The organism is Rufibacter glacialis (assembly GCF_008271745.1).
Lineage (GTDB): Bacteria > Bacteroidota > Bacteroidia > Cytophagales > Hymenobacteraceae > Nibribacter > Nibribacter glacialis.
In genome coordinates this window covers 53,787-73,149 of the sequence record NZ_VKKZ01000023.1, presented here as the reverse complement: position 1 = coordinate 73,149, position 19,363 = coordinate 53,787, and the positions used below count along the sequence as shown (strand labels likewise).

Annotated in this window: 15 protein-coding genes and 3 tRNA genes; 14 read left to right on the top strand and 4 right to left on the bottom strand. The window is 52.5% G+C overall.

Annotated elements, in window-relative coordinates; all coding sequences use genetic code 11:
• Window positions 1-30: 30 nt before the first annotated feature.
• Window positions 31-2,514 (bottom strand): cellulase family glycosylhydrolase, encoded by a 2,484-nt coding sequence (locus FOE74_RS16330; RefSeq protein WP_225840857.1) that lies wholly within the window; start codon window positions 2,512-2,514, stop codon window positions 31-33.
• Window positions 2,515-2,990: 476 nt separating this feature from the next.
• Between FOE74_RS16330 and FOE74_RS16325 the strand changes: the two genes are divergently transcribed.
• The 5 genes from FOE74_RS16325 to FOE74_RS16305 all read left to right on the top strand — a co-directional run bounded on the left by FOE74_RS16325 (window position 2,991) and on the right by FOE74_RS16305 (window position 5,535).
• The gene (locus tag FOE74_RS16325) at window positions 2,991-3,500 is read left to right on the top strand and encodes a GAF domain-containing protein (protein WP_149099708.1); all 510 of its coding nucleotides are present in this window, start codon (window positions 2,991-2,993) and stop codon (window positions 3,498-3,500) included.
• On the top strand, window positions 3,497-3,895 hold the full coding sequence (locus FOE74_RS16320) for a hypothetical protein (RefSeq protein ID WP_149099707.1): 399 nt from the start codon (window positions 3,497-3,499) through the stop codon (window positions 3,893-3,895). The genes FOE74_RS16325 and FOE74_RS16320 overlap by 4 nt, the downstream gene beginning before the upstream one ends.
• Window positions 3,896-3,991: 96 nt before the next feature.
• Window positions 3,992-4,396: a hypothetical protein gene (locus FOE74_RS16315; protein WP_149099706.1), complete on the top strand. Its 405-nt coding sequence runs from the start codon at window positions 3,992-3,994 to the stop codon at window positions 4,394-4,396.
• 58 nt (window positions 4,397-4,454) lie between these two features.
• Entirely contained in the window at window positions 4,455-5,024 is a 570-nt protein-coding gene (locus tag FOE74_RS16310; RefSeq protein ID WP_149099705.1) for a heme NO-binding domain-containing protein, read from the top strand.
• Window positions 5,025-5,118: 94 nt separating this feature from the next.
• The gene (locus FOE74_RS16305) at window positions 5,119-5,535 is read left to right on the top strand and encodes a hypothetical protein (protein ID WP_149099704.1); all 417 of its coding nucleotides are present in this window, start codon (window positions 5,119-5,121) and stop codon (window positions 5,533-5,535) included.
• A gap of 583 nt (window positions 5,536-6,118) precedes the next feature.
• Here the strand turns inward: FOE74_RS16305 and FOE74_RS16300 are convergent.
• The 3 genes from FOE74_RS16300 to FOE74_RS16290 all read right to left on the bottom strand — a co-directional run bounded on the left by FOE74_RS16300 (window position 6,119) and on the right by FOE74_RS16290 (window position 6,526).
• A tRNA-Arg gene (locus FOE74_RS16300) sits at window positions 6,119-6,192 on the bottom strand.
• Window positions 6,193-6,253: 61 nt separating this feature from the next.
• Window positions 6,254-6,327: transfer RNA gene (locus FOE74_RS16295), tRNA-Pro, on the bottom strand.
• Window positions 6,328-6,438: 111 nt separating this feature from the next.
• Window positions 6,439-6,526 (bottom strand) — tRNA-Ser (locus tag FOE74_RS16290).
• Between the two features lie 285 nt (window positions 6,527-6,811).
• Here FOE74_RS16290 and FOE74_RS16285 point away from each other — a divergent pair.
• The 9 genes from FOE74_RS16285 (at window position 6,812) to FOE74_RS16245 (ending at window position 17,340) form a co-directional block, all read left to right on the top strand.
• Window positions 6,812-7,780, top strand: a complete 969-nt coding sequence (locus tag FOE74_RS16285) for a VWA domain-containing protein (protein ID WP_149099703.1) — start codon at window positions 6,812-6,814, stop codon at window positions 7,778-7,780.
• Complete coding sequence (locus tag FOE74_RS16280; protein WP_149099702.1) at window positions 7,777-8,682, top strand: tetratricopeptide repeat protein; 906 nt, start codon at window positions 7,777-7,779, stop codon at window positions 8,680-8,682. Before FOE74_RS16285 ends, FOE74_RS16280 begins: the two co-directional genes overlap by 4 nt.
• A 372-nt stretch (window positions 8,683-9,054) precedes the next feature.
• Entirely contained in the window at window positions 9,055-10,239 is a 1,185-nt protein-coding gene (locus tag FOE74_RS16275) for an acetyl-CoA C-acyltransferase (RefSeq protein ID WP_149099701.1), read from the top strand.
• Window positions 10,240-10,309: 70 nt separating this feature from the next.
• Window positions 10,310-11,635 carry a toxin-antitoxin system YwqK family antitoxin gene (locus tag FOE74_RS16270; RefSeq protein ID WP_149099700.1) on the top strand — a complete coding sequence of 442 codons (1,326 nt, stop codon included), beginning with the start codon at window positions 10,310-10,312 and terminating at the stop codon, window positions 11,633-11,635.
• 360 nt (window positions 11,636-11,995) lie between these two features.
• The gene (gene bioB / locus FOE74_RS16265) at window positions 11,996-13,033 is read left to right on the top strand and encodes a biotin synthase BioB (protein ID WP_149099699.1); all 1,038 of its coding nucleotides are present in this window, start codon (window positions 11,996-11,998) and stop codon (window positions 13,031-13,033) included.
• Window positions 13,034-13,046: 13 nt separating this feature from the next.
• Complete coding sequence (locus FOE74_RS16260; protein WP_149099698.1) at window positions 13,047-14,195, top strand: aminotransferase class I/II-fold pyridoxal phosphate-dependent enzyme; 1,149 nt, start codon at window positions 13,047-13,049, stop codon at window positions 14,193-14,195.
• Window positions 14,153-14,806 (top strand): dethiobiotin synthase, encoded by a 654-nt coding sequence (bioD, locus tag FOE74_RS16255; RefSeq protein ID WP_149099697.1) that lies wholly within the window; start codon window positions 14,153-14,155, stop codon window positions 14,804-14,806. The genes FOE74_RS16260 and bioD overlap by 43 nt, the downstream gene beginning before the upstream one ends.
• Complete coding sequence (gene bioA, locus FOE74_RS16250; RefSeq protein WP_149099696.1) at window positions 14,796-16,082, top strand: adenosylmethionine--8-amino-7-oxononanoate transaminase; 1,287 nt, start codon at window positions 14,796-14,798, stop codon at window positions 16,080-16,082. The genes bioD and bioA overlap by 11 nt, the downstream gene beginning before the upstream one ends.
• Before the next feature lie 31 nt (window positions 16,083-16,113).
• Window positions 16,114-17,340: a beta-ketoacyl synthase N-terminal-like domain-containing protein gene (locus FOE74_RS16245; RefSeq protein ID WP_149099695.1), complete on the top strand. Its 1,227-nt coding sequence runs from the start codon at window positions 16,114-16,116 to the stop codon at window positions 17,338-17,340.
• The last annotated feature ends 2,023 nt before the right edge of the window (window positions 17,341-19,363 follow it).

The following is a 19,363-nucleotide window of genomic DNA, read 5'->3' as shown; positions in this document are numbered from 1 at the left end:
AGGCCAGAAACGTTTTTGAACGGTCAAACTTTACTCCTTCTCCAGCCAGACCGCCTCTATTTCAAAGGAATAAGGAGGATTAGCAGAGGCTCCGGTGAGAGGTTGCCCCAAAGAAACCTGAAGTTTCTCCATCTGCTGCAACTGGAACTTTTCAGAAGCAGAAGCCTTAAACCAAAACGGGTGAAAGCCAGGGTACGGCCTGGGCAGCAGCATAAACGAATCAGGGGCCAGGGAAGTCAGCGGTATTTCCAGTTCCTGGATCTCCGGGCCTGCGGTGACCTGGGCGGAGAAGGCTGCCGCGCTTTGCCCAATGAGGGTAACTTTGAGGGGCAAGGGGGCCGGTTGGCCGCTCCTAACTCTGATCACCAATTTGGTAAAGGCCGCCAACTCAGATTCCCTGCCTTGCAACTTATCCCCTATGAAGTGTTGAAAGCCCATGGTCTTTTCTACCGGTAACTCTTTAGCCGTTAGTTTCAAAACCAGTTGACCTGGTTTCTCGGCCGCGGTTAGTTCCCGTTCATCCCCGCGCCACAGGTTGGGGAACACATGGAGAGAGCGATCAGTGGTGGCGTTGAACAAAGACAAGGCGCCTTTTGGGTGGGCCACCAAGGTTTGGTAGGTGTCCTGGTGGTAATAGTCCCAGGCCCAGGGATCGCCTTCGTACCCTCCCGGAAAAGTGATTTGCCGGGCACCGTCCTGCACCATGATCCGGTAGGTGATCAGGCCCGGACTGGTGAGTTCCGCCGGAACCAGGGCTTGGTATTGGTGGGGGCCTACTTTTTCCAGGGCAATGGATTTATAGACGGCTGCCTGGTTGTTCAGGTGCACAGAAACCTTGGCCTCTGGAGAAACACTTACCACCTGCGCCCGCAAAATAAAGGGTTGCCCCGCGGTCACCTCTATCAAGGGTTCATGCGCTATCATGAGTTGATTGCTTTCCGGTTGCGGAGCCACGAATTCTTTTACCCGCAGGTTACCGAAAGGCCGGTCTCCTTCCCAGTTCCCCCTGCCCTTTCTGGTGAGCAGGTAGGTGCCGGGTTGTATTTTGAAGCTTCCGCCCTGGGCGGTGGTTTGGTATTGGTTTCCTTCATTTAACCCTGAAACAGAGAACGCTTCCCCTAATTCCGGAAGGCTCAAGCGCATGGCCTGGGTCTGCCACTGGATACGGGTGACTTCTTTGTTAGGCGAGGCCTTGGCGAAGGGGTCTCTAATAGGCACGGCATCGGGCATCACCTCCAGGCGCCACACCCCTTTCTCCAGCCGGTCCAGGAAATAGGCCCCTGAGCCACCGTATTCCACCACCGGTGAACTGCCTACCCCGGCTACCTTGGCCAGTTTGGCGGCGTTGACGGGCTTGGTGCGGGTGGTATTGGTGTAATAGAAAGCCCGGTCTGTGTTCATCTCGCTCAATGCTTGCTTATAGCTAACCCGGAATTCCTGGAAAACGCTGTCTTTGGGGTACGTGCCGAAGCTTTTGCGAAGGGGCACCCTCCGGAAAACCTCCCCGGCAATGAGCAAGCTGATGGCTTTGGAAGGCGTGTAGGCCAGGTTGAGGTAATGGGTCTGGTATTCGGTGTTGGCGTAGGCCGTGGCCATGGGGTCATAGGCAAACTGCGTGGCCCACTGGAAACCGGCCGCCCGGAAACTCTTAGCCATGGCGGGGTACATGTACGACCCCATCACATCACCGGCATCAAATTCATAGACCATCAAGGCCTTGTTCTTGAATTCTGGGATGGTGTCAAACGGGATGTGGTACCGATCTACGTGGGGAAGGTAATTGCCCGGAAGGGTTCGGTTGGCTACCAACCCGGTGGGGTACCACTGGAAGCTGAAGCCGTCCACGTTGGCCTTGGCCACAGCATCGGCGTAGCGGGGAGACTCACTGATGTTGTAGAACACAGGCTTGGTCCAGCCGGTGGCGCGGATGGCGGCCGCCATGCGGTTCACATACTCGGTGGTGCGGGCTTTGGGCCCGGAATGCTGCGGCTCATTGTTGACCTCGGCCCCTATGATGTTGGGGTCATTGCCGTAGGTGAGTTTGGTGTACGGGTTCACGTGGTGCAGCAGTTGCTTGAGGAAGTTCTCCTGCGCTTTGAAAGCATGTTCGTTCACCAGGGCCTTCTGCTTGCCGTACAGGCGCGAGAACCCGGGCGTTTCCTCGTCCTTCTCGGGGTACCCGTTGCCCCAGAAAGCGATGGGCGTGAGCATGATCCTGATGTTGCGCTCCTTCAGTTTGAAGACCAGGTAATCAAACAGGCGCAGGTGCTCATTTTCCAGCAGATTGCCCAGGGAATCAGAAATCTCAGTATCCCAGACGTGCACCCGGAACGCATTCAGGCCCAGGCGGGCGAAATGGTAGACGTCCTGGTCAATGGCCTTCTGCGGGTCTACGTTCCTGGCCTTCACAGATCGGTAGCCATAGGCGAAGGGCACCGTGTAGTTTACCCCAAAAAAGGCGGCTTCGCGGTTATCCTGGTTCCCGCGCAGGATGCCTTTCTGATCTATATACACCCAGCTGGGACTTTGGACCTTCTTTTTTTGGGCGATTCCCGTTTCAGGCCTCAAAATCAGAAAACACGTCAAAAAGCAAAGGAGGAGAAATGAGTACTTTATTTTCATGGGATATCCGTTCGTTTCAGACTTCCTTTTGCCAAAGAAGCCACAGACAAACTTACGGAAGGAAGGCCTTTCTTTTATAGAAAAGAAGGCAAATACGGGTGATACCAACTGATCCTACTTCTGACCTGGATTATAAAGAATCGTTTTTTTACTAAAGGCAGGTTTCCTTCTTTTTTAGGTACCACTTGTGATAAAGAACCTATCTAATCTTGGACAATATTAGTATTCTAATCACCTACCTTTGTAGGTAGCGCCAATAATTATCTACTACCTTTGCCACCCCTATTTACCTTTCCCGCGTGGGGAGATAAGTTAAAAAATTATAGCAGTTCCTCACCAGAGGAAAAGCCCTCCTATATAGATTCAAAATGGACAATACCTTCGGGATCCCGATCATCCCAGAAAACGAGGAAGAACGCCTACAGAAACTTCATAGCCTGAACCTTCTCCCTACCCATCAGGAAGAAGGGGAATTCAAGCATATCGCGGCCATGGCCGCCCGGATGTTCAACGTGCCCATTGCCCTGGTCAATCTCGTGGACAGTGGCTACGTTTATACCAAGGCCAGCGAAGGCCTTACAGGAGCTGGTCCAGTGCCAAGAGGAACAAGCCTCTGCTCCCTGGCTATTCTTAAGAATGAGGTAACCGTTTTTGAGAACTCCCTGGAGGAGCCCTGCCTTTTGGCCAACCCTATGGTGACCGGCGATTTTGGCTTGCGCTTCTACGCAGCCGCCCCACTGAGAACCAGCGACGGGTACAACATTGGCGCCCTTTGCATTGTGGACAAAGAGCCCAGGGTTTTTCCGGAGTCGGAGCAAAAGGTATTGGAGCACCTGGCCACCATTATCATGTCTGATATTGAAAAGGGAGTGGCATGAACGAAAAGTTATTAGCCAACGAACCTTACCTCCTCATTCGATATGATTTGGTGAATGACTCCATCCAGGCTGAATGGCTGGGCGAGCAGACTGAGGTGACTGTGAGGGAAGGCTGTGAGAAAATCCTCAAGTTCCTGACGGCCCACCGGTGTTTTAAATTGCTGAATGATAACACCAAAGTGACGGGCATGTGGTCAGATGCCGCTGAGTGGGTAGCCCTGGACTGGCTACCCAGAATGGCGAAGGCAGGCTGCAGGTTCCTGGCCCATATCTACTCCCCAGACATCTACGCTAAACTTTCAGCAGATAAGGCTATCAGTTTTGGGGTAAAAGGGGTAATGGTTGCTACCTTTCAGGGAAAAGGGGCCGCTGAGGAATGGCTGAGGGCGGTATAAAATCAGGCTTTGAGATACCCTTTAGATTTGTTGAGATTAGAATTTAATTAATTAACTCCTTCAGACATGGTTCTTTTTGAGAACAGCCTCGTGAAAATGGATTACGATCCCGCTACTGATGTGGTGGTAGTGGCCTATCCTGACTTACACGGCTACCTGCTCCCCGAGATAAAGCACACCATCACCCAGATCGTGGAGGTGATCAAAAACTATGATATCAAAAAACTTCTCCTTGACTCCACCAAAACAGTGATTTCCGTGCCTGATGAGGAAAGCAGGTACATTTCCACCTCCCTTGCCAGTGGGTTTTCCTTGACCCGCCTCCAGAAAGTAGCCCGTCTCCAATCTCACAGCCAGGAAGTGGAGGTGCGGGCCGAACAAAACATTGAACATATTCAGGCCACCCAGAAGCTTCCCTTTCAACTGCGCACCTTCAATGACAGGGGGGCCGCTATGGATTGGCTAAAAGAAGGCAACTGGCCGGTTCCATCAACAGTATAAATCATCCAAGTTATCCCGGGTAGGCACCTGTTACAGGTGGACTTTCAATATTTAATTCATGACATCAAACCAGAGAACAGAGGACAAAATGCACGGCTCCATTTTCGTGCTGTTGAAGCGGTACGTAGAGAGCACTTATGATTACAGCACGTGGAGGCGGTTGTTGGAGAAAGTGGGTGTAAACCATACGTATCAGATGCAGGAGATGTACCCTACAGATGAGCTTTTCGCTATTGTACACCAAGCCTCTGAAGACACAGGTATTCCCGCGTATGATCTTATGGAGCGGTATGGGGAGTTCCTGGTTCCTGATTTGCTGCTCGTTTACAAGAAGTACATCAAAGCTGAGTGGCGCACCTATGAGATGCTGCTGAACACAGAAGAAGCCATGCATGGCGCGGTGAAGAAGGAAGACGGCAGAACCACCCCACCAAAGCTGCTGGTCACCAAACAAGGGGAAAACAGGCTGATCATTGACTACCATTCCAAACGCCGGATGGCGGGCGTGGCGGTAGGAATTGTAAGAGGCATTGCCAAATATTACGGAGAGGCCGAAAAGGTGACCGTTACCCGCCTCACTGATTCTATGGCGGAAAGGGTGCAAATTTTAGTTGATTTCGAAAGATAAGTTTGTTAAATCGCGGCCAGAACGAGTAACCTCCTTCTCTAGGAAGGTTTCCGTTCAGACGCTGAACCAATAAACCCATACCTAAACCACTGGCATGAACCTGCTGCCCAACAGCCCCATCAAGATGGAGTACAGCCCAGCTTCGGATATCCTGACGGTGGAATACCCTGACTTATCTGCTCCGTTATTACCTATTGTGCGGGAGAGCCTGCTGGTCATGGTGGAAACGATCAACGACTACGACATCAAGCGGTTGCTGCTGGATACCACTCACACGAGAGTAGCCGTAAATGAAGCAGACAACCGGGCTATGTCCATGCTCCTAGCCGGTGAACTGGCGAAGACCCGGCTCCAGAGATTGGCGCGCCTCCAGCTCCATGACCCTGCGCAGGAGCGGGTGGCCCAAGAGAACATTTCCCACATAAAGGAAGCAGCCGTTCTTCCTTACCAAGTCCAGACCTTCTTCCACAAGCCCGAGGCCATTGAGTGGCTTAAAGCTCCGCAGGCGTAGAAGTATCCCTTAAAAGCTTCTAATAAAGAGTATCCCCTTTTCAATGATTTTCTGATTCTTTTTTCCGGTACCAAAAAGTTTCTTCGGGCAGGTAGCAAGTTGTTGCCTATTCTTGGTCTAAGCCTTATCAAGGTCTAAGTCTTGTAAAGAAAGGTTGATGGTCCACTTTCTTTGTTAGAAAATAGTTTCCTGTAGGTGATAAAGCCCTGGGACCGCCGTGATGGGAAGGTGGAAATTTTCAGGATTTGCTAAATGGTGGTGATGTTCACCCACTACCAAAGTGCAGGAGAACAAGATCCATGCTTTGGCTACTTCTTTTTGAATAGAATTCATAGGAGTGTCATGGCAGGTAAAGCTTAAAAGCCTGAAAGGTTTAAGAGATCCCTAACCAGAAGAAATGGTACCTGGTTTTGACGGCCCGAAGATAGCGATAAAAAAAAGGGGCCGAAAAAGAGGGACTTTTGAGGGTGGGTGAACCGGATCTGTTTACGGTTGGCAATACTGCAAAACCGCGTTTCCTGAGCGCAGGGCAAGAAAAAACCCCTAGAAACCGAAGTTATCTAGGGGTTATCCCGGTGAAAAGTGATCCCATTTGGATTCGAACCAAAGACCTACTGCTTAGAAGGCAGTTGCTCTATCCAGCTGAGCTATGAGACCATCGAAACAAAAATGAGTAATGGAGAATGTCTTTACATCCAACATTACTCATCTCTTTTCGTCGGGGTGGCAGGATTCGAACCTACGACCTCCACATCCCAAATGTGGCGCGATACCGGGCTACGCTACACCCCGAGTCTTGCAATTACAAAGTTTCCAACTTCTCAAACTCCCGTTCTCCATAATCGCGGTGCAAAGATACAAATTGAAATTTAAAGTCAAAATTTAATTTTCCTTAAAATTTCGCGGAGAGAGGGGGATTCGAACCCCCGGTACCCTTTAGAGGTACGGCAGTTTAGCAAACTGCTGGTTTCAGCCACTCACCCATCTCTCCGGGCAGCTCTTTCGGTTAAAGAGTGTGCAAATATAGCCGAACAAAAAGGAGATTACCAAAGCCCGGGGTAAAAATATTTATGAGCTACCTACCCCGCTGCGGCCATTCGCTTAGCTTCCAACCCCTTAGAAAGACAGAAATTTTTAAAATTTTTTCCTCTCACCGGCGTTTTATCCCGGTGTGCCCCGTTTTAGCGGCCTTTTTGCCAATTAAGCTAGGAAGAACACGTTTGTATGTTTCTTCCTAACTTGCCGCGGCAACCTTACATGCCCCATCTTTTCGCCTATGACCTGGTATTTGCCTTTCACTTCCATGGAGTTCTTTTTCCTTCTCCTGTTTGGGGTGCTCTACGGCGGATATCTGTACCGGATCAAGCGGCTGGCCCGCCAGTTTTCGCAAACGGCCAATACCATCTGGATCAAAGCCGTTATCCGGTCCATTTACATGGGGCTCTTGGTGGTAGCTTTGCTGGGCCCCTCCTTCGGGGCCATGACCAAAGAGATCAGGACCAACGGCAAAGACGTGTACCTGGCGGTAGACTTGTCCCAATCCATGAAAGCGCTGGACGTGCCTCCTGCCCGGCTGGAGAAAGTAAAACTGGAATTGCTGGACTTCATCAAAAACACCAATGCTGACCGGGTAGGCTTGATTGGGTTCTCCTCAGAGGCTTTCGTCTTGAGCCCGCTCACCTATGACCAGGGCGCTTTGGAGCTGTTCGTGCAGGCCCTTAGCACAAACCTGGCACCCCCAGATGCCGCCCAGTTGACGCCTGTGCTGGAACTGGCCCACCAGAAATTCAAAGACAGCGAATCAAGCCGGGAAACGGAAAGGTCTAAGATCCTGGTCATCTTCTCAGACGGCGAGACCTTTGGGGAAAGAATAGAATCTGCCACTTTACCTCTCCAGAACCAAGGCGTACGCGTGTTCTGCGTAGGGGTAGGCTCCTACGCGGGTGGCAAGATCCCCGTGGGCCGCACCTTCAAAAAAGACCAGGAAGGCCAAACCGTGCTGACCAAGCTGGAACCCGAGGCTTTGCAGCGCATCGCCAAACGCACCCAGGGGAATTACTTTGAGATCAACCAGAACCTGAGCGAGATGCCGCGCCTCCTGAGTGCGGTAAATGCGGTCAAAAGCGAATTACGGCAAACCAAGGTGGTGGAGGTAGCGGCCAACAAATACCTGTACCCTCTGCTGGCCGCCCTGCTGTTGATTGCCTTTGACGTGTTGTGGACTTTACAAGTGCTGCGGATATGAAAGTCTGGTGGTTTATCCTGTTCCTGGCTTTCTCCCCGTTTGAGGGACTCCAGCGCATTGCGCTCCGGAACCAGTATGCCCAGCAGGCCCAGGCGGCCTACCAAAAGGAAGAGTACCAGCAGGCAGCCTTCCTGTACGAAAGGGTTCGGCAAAACGAAGGCGGAAAGCCCCATCCTTCTATTCTGATGAACCTTGCTCACGCCTACTTCCACCAACGCCTGTTCACCAAAGCCTCTCCCCTTTACCGCGCCCTCCTGAAGAACTCAGACCCAAGTCAGCTTTCCACGGTGGCCACCCAGCTCTCTTACATTGAAGCCGAGGAAGGGAATTATACCAAAGCCCTCTCTTACGCCAAGCAAGCCATCATCGCCGATGAGACGAATCAGGCGGCGCGTTACAATTATGAGTTGCTCCAGAAATACCTGATCCTGCACCCTGAGAAAAAGCAAGGGCCTCCCCCGCCTCAACCCGCAGACAATAAAAAAGGGTCCGGTGGCCGCCGCCAACCCACTCCCGGCGGCACCCCAGCCGAAGGGGGATCTGCCCCCAACCAGGCGGGGTCACTGAACCAGAGCGCCGGGGCAGGAACTAACCCCCAAGCCGGTAAGAACGGAACCCCTGAGGAACAACCAACTGGGAGCACCCCAGGGCCGCAACAAGGCCTTAGTTCCCTGAACTCCCAGACCAGCAATAGAAGCGCCACCCACCAAGGGGCCGATCAGGAGAACCTCCAAAACCAGGCCCTGCTCCAGACACGGTTTGAGCGCCTCAAGAAACTTCAGCTCAGCCCAGAAAAAGCCAGGCAGTTACTGGATGCCATGCGCCAGGAAGAGGCCCAATACCTGCAACAGGTGCCGCGCAAAAGAAGCACCCAACGGGATAAGAATTCCCCCGATTGGTAAGCACATCCGCTTTTCAGTTGTTTTAGACCTGTTTTGTAAAAAGAAGCCCAGAAAGGGTAACCTCAAATAGCTTGAATAGAAAACACGGTGCTCTGCTTTCACTTAACTGATCATCTAACCCTTCGCGGCTTATCATCCGTTACCCATTTAAACAACTTTTATTAGCCTTAGCAGAACCCTTTCAACCTAACAAGCGTTTGGTTTTTATCTTTAATCTAAGTACTTTCAAACCCATAACTAGAAAGCACTACTGATCGGCAAGTCAATGAAGGATTTCTCTGTCTCAGATTACATACTAACCGTATTCTAACATCCTAAATCCACTTTTGTAACTATCAGATTATAAACATGGAACAAGCAACAAAACCAGCTATGAAAATAAATGAAGTATATGTCATCTCCGCCGTCCGGACTCCTATTGGAAGCTTTGGCGGGGCTTTGGCCAGCTTAACAGCCCCTCAGTTGGGAGCTATCGCCATCAAAGGCGCCCTGGAGAAAGCGGGAGTAGACAAAAGCCTGGTGCAGGAAGTGATCATGGGCAATGTGCTGTCAGCAAACGTGGGCCAGGCCCCGGCGCGGCAAGCTGCCATTGGCGCTGGTTTAGGATATGAGGTGGAGTGTACCACCATCAACAAAGTCTGCGCCTCCGGTTCCAAAGCCATCATGTTCGCCTCGCAGGCCATCATGCTGGGGCACAAAGACATCATTGTGGCCGGTGGCATGGAAAGCATGTCCAATGTGCCGTATTACTTGGACAAAGCGCGTTTCGGGGCTAAGATGGGCCATGGCCAGATGATTGACGGTTTGGTGAAAGACGGCCTTTGGGATGTCTACAACGACTACCACATGGGCAGCGCCGCCGAGAATACCGCGCGCGAAATGGGTATCACCCGCGAAATGCAGGACGAATACGCCATCAGCTCCTACCGCAAATCGGCCAAAGCCGCCCAAGATGGTTTCCTTAAAGACGAGATAGTACCAGTGGAAATCCCGCAACGCGGCAAAGATTCTCTTTTCATCACCGAAGACGAGGAATACAGCAAGGTCAACTTTGATAAGATCCCTAGCCTTCGTCCCGTTTTTGACAAAGAAGGTACCATCACGGCCGCCAACGCCTCTACCCTTAACGACGGGGCCGCCGCCATCCTGCTCATGAGCCGGGAGAAAGCTGAGGAACTTGGCTTGAAGCCGATCGCTAAAATCCTGGGCTTTGCCGATGCCGAACAGGAGCCGAAATGGTTCACCACTACCCCAGCCTTGGCCATCCCTAAGGCTTTGAAAGTATCTGGTGTAGACCCTTCTGAGGTTGACTTTTACGAGATCAATGAGGCTTTCTCAGTTGTTTCTTTGGCGAACAACCAGAAGCTAGGCCTGGAAGGCGGCAACGTGAATGTGTACGGCGGTGCGGTTTCTTTGGGTCATCCACTGGGTGCTTCCGGGGCGCGTATTGTTACCACCCTCATCAATGTCTTGCACAAAAACAACGGCAAGATTGGCGTGACCGGCATCTGCAATGGCGGTGGCGGGGCCTCTTCCATTGTGTTGGAGCGCATGTAAACAAGTTGAACTATACTAATTCTAAAAAGCCTTACGTTACATGTAAGGCTTTTTTTATTGTTTTGTATCCATGAAAAGGATTCTGTTTCTGTCTGCGTTTCTGTTTCTCACCATCGGCTTTCAACTGGAATCCCAGGCTCAAACCCGCGTGGTCACCTACTATGATTCTTTGCAGTCAGCCATCAAAGAGGTGTACTATATCAAAGCCTCGCCAGACACGGTCATCCATGGCTACTACCGCAAGTATTACCCCACCGGAGAACTGGAGGCGTTGGTGAAAGTAGTGGAAGGCAAACGCGACAGCCTTTATACCGAGTTCTTTCCAGATGGCAAACCCAAGCTCACCGTACCCTACAAAGAGGGCAAGAAGAACGGACCCTTCTCTGCTGTTTACCCCAATGGGAACAAGTTGCAGGAGGGCTTCTACGTGAATGACCTGCAATCTGGTCCTTTCAAAAGCTACCATGAGAACGGCCGCCTGAAAAAGGAAACCACTTTTTCAGAGGGCTTTCCTGAGGGACCGGTGAAAGAATACTTCCCAGACGGCAAACTGAAGTCGGAGATCACGTACGCCCGCAAGGTGCAGACGGGCGTGGCGCGTACCTTCCATCTGAACGGCGAGAAAGAATCAGAAGCCAATTACCGCAACGGAATGATTGACGGCGGCTACCGCACCTACTATGACAATGGCCAACTAGAGACCGAGACCTTAAGCCAAGGCCCCACCAAACCAGCCCGGCTCAAAACCTACTACCGCTCCGGCAAGCTCATGACCGAGGGCACCGTGCTAGCGGGTAAACCCGATGGTCCTTCGGTGGCCTACTACGAGAACGGGAACCGGCGCGCCACCCTTACCTACAGCAAAGGTGTGCGGGTAGGCCTGGCCCAGAACTTTGATGAAAACGGCAAGCTGCAGCAGGAAATCAAATACGCCAACAACGAGCGGGATCGCAAGATCACCCGCTACTACCCCTCTGGCGTGGTGGCTGCCCAGCAGGAATTCAAAGACAACAAACCCTTCGGCACCTGGCAGGAGTTCTACGACAACAAGCAACCCAAGACCACTGAGCCCTACAAGAACGGTAGAATCACCGGCGAACGCCTCACCTACCATGACAACGGCCAATTGGCCTCCAAAGCCACCTGGTTGAACGGCAAGATCATCAGTGCCCTGGTCACCTACTTCCCGTCGGGCAAGGTGAAATCAGAGACCTTCTACAAAGACGGCCTCAAGTTTGGCACCTTCAAACAGCTCTACGAGAGCGGCAAAACTGAAATGGCAGGCACGTTCCGCAACAACCGTGAAACCGGCACCTGGACGTATTTTGACGAAACCGGAAAACCTACCAAAAAGGTTGAATACCGCAACGGCCAAGTGGTCGCCGACAAGAAGTAGTTGGTAGTAATTAGTTGTTAGTGATTAGCCACAGTTTACGGCCTGTTTTTGGAAAACAGGCTGTAAACTGTGACCTTTTCCTGTAGCGGCGTTACACTGTTACGCCGTGGTGGAGGATCCTGCAAACGTCCACCCATCCTAAATCGTTCTTTCTCCTCTTCATCATCCATACGGCTGGCTTATCCCTACCATCCACCAACCTCGGTGTTACGGTGTAACGCCGCTACCATTCCGTTTTCTGCCTGATTCTCAGAAAACAAGTCTTAAACCACCCAAATGCAAGGGGAATCCCGCGTAAATAATTTCGCCTATTCCGTTTTCTGCCGTACTTTAGGCGCCTAAACTTAGATTATTCAGACTATGACGGACGCCCAGAACACTTCCCCTCTCCGCACGGATTGGACCATGGATGAAATTCGCGCCATCTACTATAAGCCTGTCCTGGAACTCATTGTGGAGGCCTCGCAGGTACACCAGCAATACCAGGCCACCGGCGAGGTGCAGGTCTGCACGCTGCTAAGCGTGAAAACCGGCGGCTGCCCCGAGGACTGCGCCTATTGTCCGCAGGCGGCCCGCTACCACACCGACGTGAAAGCGCATAAGCTCCTCAGCAATGAGGTGGTGCTGGACGCTGCCCGTCAAGCCAAAGAAGGCGGCTCTACCCGTTTCTGCATGGGCGCGGCCTGGCGCGAGGTGCGCGACAACCGCGACTTTGACCGTGTGCTGGAAATGGTGGAAGGCGTGAACGAGATGGGACTGGAAGTGTGCTGCACCCTTGGCATGGTCAACGAATACCAGGCCGAGCGCCTGAAACAAGCCGGCCTTTACGCCTACAACCACAATCTGGATACCTCAGAGGAGAACTACAGCAACATCATCACCACCCGTACCTACGGCGACCGCCTTGGTACCATTGACAACGTGCGCAAAGCCGGCATCTCGGTGTGCAGCGGCGGCATCATTGGCTTAGGCGAGACGGATGATGACCGCATAGCCATGCTGCACGTGCTCAGCAACCTGCCCCAGCACCCAGAATCGGTGCCGGTGAACGCCCTGGTGCCGGTAGAAGGTACGCCGCTGGCCGAACAGCCGCGCGTGAGCGTTTGGGAAATGGTGCGCATGATCGCCACGGCCCGTATTCTCATGCCGAAGACCATGGTACGTTTGTCCGCTGGTCGGCAGGAAATGCCAGTGAGCGAGCAGGCACTGTGTTTTTTAGCGGGAGCAAACTCCATCTTCTCCGGTGACAAACTCCTCACCACGCCTAACCCCGGCTTCGCCGATGACAAAGCCATGTTCGCTTTGCTGGGCCTCACCCCCCGCAAATCGTTCAAAGCCCAGACCTCGTGCGGCGGAACGGTAGATGTAGCGGAAAACGCGGCGGCTATTGCTGAATAAGAAGCTAGCCAACATGGTACCTGAACGGCTGCGGCGGCAATTAGATGCCAGAGACCAGCAAGGAATCCTGCGAAGGCTGGCTTGTCCCGCGCCCGGATTGGTAGACTTCAGCTCCAATGACTACCTCGGGCTGGCTACCTCTTCGGCCCTGGCGCAGGCCATAGCCGAAGAGGTAGGGGGAACCCCTGCGCATGGCGCCGCTGGTTCCCGGTTGTTGAGTGGCAACACCCAATATGCTGAAGACCTGGAAGCTGAAATCGCCGCTTTCCATGGGGCTGAAGCAGCTTTGCTGTTTACCTCCGGCTACGCCGCCAACTGTGGCTTTTTCTCCTCGGTTCCGCAACGCGGTGACACCATCTTCTACGACGAAGCCAGCCACGCCTCCATCAAAGAAGGTATCTGGTTGAGCTTCGCGCAGAGTTTCGCGTTCCGGCACAACAACCTGGACGACCTGTTCCAGAAATTGAAGCGGGCGCAGGGCGATGTGTACGTGGCGGTGGAGTCTCTGTATTCCATGGACGGGGACTTTGCCCCCCTCACGGACTTAGCGGCCTTGTGCCAGGAAAAAGGCCTGTATCTGGTAGTGGATGAAGCCCATTCCAACGGTTTGTTTGGGGAAAATGGCGAAGGACTGGTGGCTGCCTTAGAGTTGGAAGAACAGGTTTTTGCCCGTATCATGACCTTCGGGAAAGCGGTAGGGGTCCACGGCGCGGCCATAGTGGGGCCCAAGGTGTTGCAGCAGTTCCTGTTGAATTTCAGCCGGCCCTTTATCTATACTACCGCCCTGCCTTTGGCCTCTTTGGTAGCTATCCGGCAGGCGTACCGACGCCTTCCGGGCTTAACTGACGAGCGAGAACAGGTGCAGCAACTGGCCCACCTTTACCAAACCAACATCTCAGGAACCAGCCAATTAGGGCCACTTTCAGGAAAAGGGCTAATAAACAGTCCAATCCAGGCGTGGACCTTGCCCGATCCGGTGGCGCTGCGGGCACTTTCCCATCAGTTGCAGGTGGCCGGATTTGATGTGCGCCCGGTGTTCAGTCCTACCGTTCCCGCCGGGAAAGAACGGCTCCGGTTGGTGCTGCACGCTTTTAACACCCCTTTACAAGTACAAGAAGTATGCTCCCTCCTGCTCCAGCACATCCCAAAAGATATTTCATAACCGGCATAGGCACCGACGTAGGCAAAACCATAGCCGCCGCGGTGCTAACCCAAGCCTTGGAGGCGGACTATTGGAAGCCCATCCAGGCTGGCAGCCTTGACTTCTCTGACACTCATACGGTTCAGAGCCTGGTTTCCAACCCAGCCACCGTTTTTCACCCCGAGGCTTACCGGCTGCAAATGCCTGCCTCCCCCCACACCGCCGCGGCCGCAGAAGGGCTCCACCTCCAGCTGGAGAACGTGAAATTGCCCCAGACCAAGAACCATCTCATAGTAGAAGGGGCCGGGGGCGTGATGGTGCCCTTGAACGACCGGGAACTAGTCCTGGACCTGATCCAGAAACTCGGGTTGGAGGTGGTCATCGTTTCGCGGAATTACCTGGGCAGCATTAACCATACCCTTACCACCGTAGAGGTGCTCAAATGCCGCCAGATTTCTATTGCGGGCATCCTATTCAACGGAGAACCCACGCCCTCCACGGAGGAATTCATCTTACAGTACACTCAATTGCCCGCTTTCCCCCGGCTTCTGCAGGAGGAGGTTTTCGACCAGCCCACCGTAGCGCGGTACGCGCGAACTTTCCGGGATTATTTTACCAACCATGAACAATAGCCTCTCTGAACGCGACCAGTTGGTGAACTGGCACCCCTATACCCAAATGCAGACGGCCCCGCCGCCCATCGGCATTGTGCGGGGCGAAGGCGCCGTTCTATTTGCCGAGGATGGCCGGGAATACATTGATGCCGTCTCTTCCTGGTGGGTGAACATCCACGGACACGCCCACCCGCACATCGCGGAGCGGGTGAGCCAGCAGTTGCGCACCCTGGAGCACGTGATCTTCGCGGGGTTCACCCATGCCCCGGCTGTGGAACTCTCGGAGCGCCTCCTTAAGCTGCTTCCTGCCAACCAGGCCAAAGTCTTTTACACCGACAACGGTTCCACCGCCGTGGAGGTAGCCCTGAAAATGGCCTTGCAGTACTGGCACAACCAGGGCATTCCTAAGTCAAAGATCATCGCGTTGGAAGGCAGTTACCACGGCGACACCTTCGGGGCCATGTCCATTAGTGAGCGCTCTGTCTTTACCAGGCCCTTCCAACAGTACCTGTTTGACGTGGAGTTCCTGCCCGTTCCGGTACCAGGCCAGGAAGAGGCCGTGCTGGCGAAGATGGAAGAGCTGCTGACCCGTCCGGATATTGCGGCCTTTGTATTTGAACCGTTGGTGTTGGGTACGGCCGGCATGGTCATGTATGAACCTGAAGTGCTGGATAAACTCATGGCCCTCTGCCGGCAGAAAGGCGTGATTATCATTGCCGATGAAGTAATGACCGGGTTTGGGAGAACAGGCAAACGCTTCGCCGCTGATTATCTGACCCAGGCCCCCGACCTGATGTGCTTTTCCAAAGGCATTACCGGCGGCACCATGGCCTTAGGAGTCACCACCTGCACGCACCAACTCTACGCGTCTTTTCTGAGCGAGGATAAAACCAAGGCGCTTTTCCATGGTCACTCTTACACCGCCAACCCCATTGCCTGCGCGGCCGCCTTGGCCAGCCTTGACCTGGTGGAACCAGAGGATTTCCTGCAGAACCTGGACCGCATCTCGGCCGCCCACGCGGCTTTTGCCCTGGTTTTGAAAAACAAGCCAGGAATCAAGGAAGTCCGGCAGAGAGGCACTATCCTGGCGGTAGAACTGGAAGTAGGCGCCACCACGTACTTCCATTCCCTGCGTGACCAGCTGTACCAGTTGGCCCTTGAGAATGGGGTGTTGCTGCGGCCCCTGGGCAATATAGTGTATGTGTTACCTCCTTACTGCATCACGCAAGCCCAATTAAACCAGGTGTATGGAGTACTGGAACAAATGCGCGAATTGGTGACGAAGGCCGTTTAGGCTCCTTTTTTAGAAAACCAAGGGAAAACAGATGAGCAGGGGAAAAGAGCAGGAATACATTGTGATCAGAGGGATGGGTTCTGTGTCTGGCTTAGGGGGAACCCCGGAAGAGGTTCAGGCTTCCTACTCCAGCGGGAAAAAAGCATTTACCACCCTTCCTCACTTGGGTTCGCAAGTTCCCGTAGCGCCCCTGTCCCCTGCCGCCGAAGAATTACTGAGTTCTCTTTTGCAGGAAAATCCGGTGTATGGTTCCCTGGACCGCTCCGTACACCTAGCCATTCTGGCTTCCCGCCAGGCGTTGGCGCAAGCTGGATGGCAATCCGAACCCTCCTGTGCCATTGGCATCAACATTGGCTCTTCTAGAGGTGCCACGGGCCTTTTTGAACAGTTTCACGCCCATTTTCTGGAAAACTCAAGCCAACGACTTCCCCCGGGGGTATCTCCCAGTACCACCTTGGGCAATGTGGCCAGTTGGGTAGCGCATGATCTGCAAGCCACTGGGCCCCTTATCAGTCACTCTGTTACCTGCAGTACAGCGTTACAGGCCTTCGCGAATGGGGTGGCGTGGCTGAAAGCGGGCATGGCCAAGCGGTTTCTGGTGGGCGGCACGGAGGCTCCGCTTACGCCTTTCACTATTGCCCAGATGAAATCCATTGGCATCTATTCCAAATTTGCCGCTGATGATTCCCCTTGCCGTCCTTTGAACCAGGAGAGCAACACCTTTGTGCTGGGGGAAGGAGCCGCCGTCTTCGCCTTGGAAAGAATGACCTTGCCAGAGATGGCCGCGGTAGGGCTCTCTGAAATAGTAGTGGTGGAAGCGGTGGGATTGGGGTACGAACGCAGCCCCTCAAAAACGGGTATCTCACCGGAAGGCGCCCATTTTCAACTGGCCATGCGGGAAGCTTTAGCCCAGGCAGCCCTGATGCCTGCCGATGTGGGGGCTATCGTGCTGCACGCCCCAGGAACCAAGGCCGGCGACGCCGCTGAAATGCAGGCAATTCAGCAAATCTTTTCAGACGTTTCCCCTGCTTTTTACTCAAACAAGGCCCAGATTGGCCACACCTTGGGGGCGTCCGGTGCCTTATCAGCTGAGATGGCTATTTCCGCTTTACTGGGCAAAAACCTGACCCAATATCCTTCCGCCTCAAGAAGAACAGACCTCTCATCTAATTTCATGCCTTCCTCTATCATGGTCAATGCCGCAGGATTTGGGGGCAACGCTGCTTGCGCCCTTTTTAGATTGCTTAGAACCGCCTAATTGCTTTTCCTTTCTTAGCTAACTCCTTAGCATACGCTTATTCTCTTATTTCTTGTAAGGATACCTGCTCACGCCAAATCCTGGCTAAAAAGTTGTCATTCTGACCTTTCTAACTGTATTAGGCTCAAATTCATGTATGAACATGAAAGTTTTATACCCTCCTCTCTCTTTTCAGGAATTATCTAGTCTATTTTCAATTTAATTATATTACACCTTTGGTTCATCGGGGATTTGAACCCATTCATCGAATAAAATCCTTTTTTCTTACATAGTTTATAAATTCGCATCCACTTTTGGCACTTATTCAATTCATTTATATAATGGGTAAGTGAATTCCAGGGTTTTCATAAGTAATACCTGCAATAATGTTCACTTCCCCTCTTCAAAAAGTTACCGGAAGACCTGCAATCTTCGCTTTTCTCCTTTTTCTATTTCTTTCTGCCTTGCAGAATACTTCGCATGGTCAAACGCCAGGTTTGATTATTCAAAGATCGGTAGGTCCTGGGGCGGGCATTCTGGACCCCAATGGGGATGGGTACACCTCTAGAAACCCAGCGGGGTTTCAAAATGGAATAGATATGGGGGCGGCCAGTGAATTGCCTTTTCGGTTTCTCCCCCAGATGCCTACTCCGGGCGGACCAGAGCCCATGAATGATTTAACTACAGGATCAAACGGAGGTCATACAGATTTAGCCCCGGTTCCTCTGGCCATGGCCTTTAACGGGAGCCAGGTTTTGTTCAGGGTTCGTTTAGGGGGCAATTCTTCTGCTTCAAAAGGGTATAGCTTTCTGATCGATTCTGATGGGGTTTTCAATAAACAGCGGCTGGCCAATGGCACCTTGATTGATTACGCCACCCCCTCCAAGGTAAAGAATTTGGGCTTTGAATATGAGGTAGTTCTGGCCCTCAATTTTGACGTGATCATTTACCGCCACCGGGGCAGTGGAGACGATAATGACCCTTTCACCAGCAATGTAATCTGGCGGGGCAGTGCCAACGGTGGCTATGGGCAGTACTTTCAGAAAGCCATGGCCGGCACTACTGCCAGTGAAAACCCAGACTACTTCTTTGATTTTTATGTGCCCTTAACGGCCTTTAGCGCAGACGGAGGCCAAGGCATTCTTCCCACCACCCCCCTCCGGATATCCGGCTCTACAGTGACCAGCGCCCAAACAGGTTTGGAAGGTACCATCTCTGACGTGGGCGGTGTGAACGACAAGTACTACAACAATGACAAAATGAGGATTTGGAAAGAGGTAATACCGGCTTTTCCGTCCACTTCACTAAATCAGATCCAGAATGGTGATTTTTGCCAGACTTCCGCCCCTGCTGCACCAGTGATAAATGCCACCAGAGTAGGAACCTCCTCCATCACGGGGACCTCCTCAGAAAATGGCGGAACCATTTCTCTCTTCCGCAATGGAACCCTGGTAACAGCCAGTTCCCCTGTGACAGTTGTAAATGGTAATTTTTCTTTTCCTTTACCAAGTGGAACAAACTTGGCAACAGGAGATATCCTGACGGTGCGGGTTACGCGGGCGGCCAGTAGCAACTGTGCGGCAAGTACTTCTGTTTCATCAAATACGGTAACTGTAGCCAGTCAACAATTTGGAACATGTAACACTGTTCCTCCAGTGATTACTTCTATTAGTAATAAGGATGCTGTCACTGGAAATACAGTTTACCCAGGTGCCCAAATTAAAGTTTTTAAAGATGGATTGTTTTTTGGAACTGCAACTTCAAATACGTCCAATACAGGAACAACAGCAAGTCCGACTTACTCTTGGACTTATGATAACCCTACCTACCCTAGAGACTTATCATATCCTAGAGATGCAAAAAGTGAAAACATTACGAGAGATTATGCAACTATCACGACAACTGTAACACCAACTGGTGGAACCTGTGAATCATCTAGGTCTAACAGTTGGTACGTAAATTCGAATTCAGGTACCCCAACAACAACAGGTACTGCACAAACAACCCTTACCCCTGTGCCTACAAATACTTTTGTATGTACTGG

Bases quoted from the DNA above. Each gene is read 5' to 3' on its own strand.
- FOE74_RS16325 (WP_149099708.1), top strand. From the start codon at position 2,991: ATGGACAATACCTTCGGGATCCCGATCATCCCAGAAAACGAGGAAGAA.
- FOE74_RS16320 (WP_149099707.1), top strand. From the start codon at position 3,497: ATGAACGAAAAGTTATTAGCCAACGAACCTTACCTCCTCATTCGATAT.
- FOE74_RS16315 (WP_149099706.1), top strand. From the start codon at position 3,992: ATGGATTACGATCCCGCTACTGATGTGGTGGTAGTGGCCTATCCTGAC.
- FOE74_RS16310 (WP_149099705.1), top strand. From the start codon at position 4,455: ATGACATCAAACCAGAGAACAGAGGACAAAATGCACGGCTCCATTTTC.
- FOE74_RS16305 (WP_149099704.1), top strand. From the start codon at position 5,119: ATGAACCTGCTGCCCAACAGCCCCATCAAGATGGAGTACAGCCCAGCT.
- FOE74_RS16285 (WP_149099703.1), top strand. From the start codon at position 6,812: ATGACCTGGTATTTGCCTTTCACTTCCATGGAGTTCTTTTTCCTTCTC.
- FOE74_RS16280 (WP_149099702.1), top strand. From the start codon at position 7,777: ATGAAAGTCTGGTGGTTTATCCTGTTCCTGGCTTTCTCCCCGTTTGAG.
- FOE74_RS16275 (WP_149099701.1), top strand. From the start codon at position 9,055: ATGAAAATAAATGAAGTATATGTCATCTCCGCCGTCCGGACTCCTATT.
- FOE74_RS16270 (WP_149099700.1), top strand. From the start codon at position 10,310: ATGAAAAGGATTCTGTTTCTGTCTGCGTTTCTGTTTCTCACCATCGGC.
- bioB (WP_149099699.1), top strand. From the start codon at position 11,996: ATGACGGACGCCCAGAACACTTCCCCTCTCCGCACGGATTGGACCATG.
- FOE74_RS16260 (WP_149099698.1), top strand. From the start codon at position 13,047: ATGGTACCTGAACGGCTGCGGCGGCAATTAGATGCCAGAGACCAGCAA.
- bioD (WP_149099697.1), top strand. From the start codon at position 14,153: ATGCTCCCTCCTGCTCCAGCACATCCCAAAAGATATTTCATAACCGGC.
- bioA (WP_149099696.1), top strand. From the start codon at position 14,796: ATGAACAATAGCCTCTCTGAACGCGACCAGTTGGTGAACTGGCACCCC.
- FOE74_RS16245 (WP_149099695.1), top strand. From the start codon at position 16,114: ATGAGCAGGGGAAAAGAGCAGGAATACATTGTGATCAGAGGGATGGGT.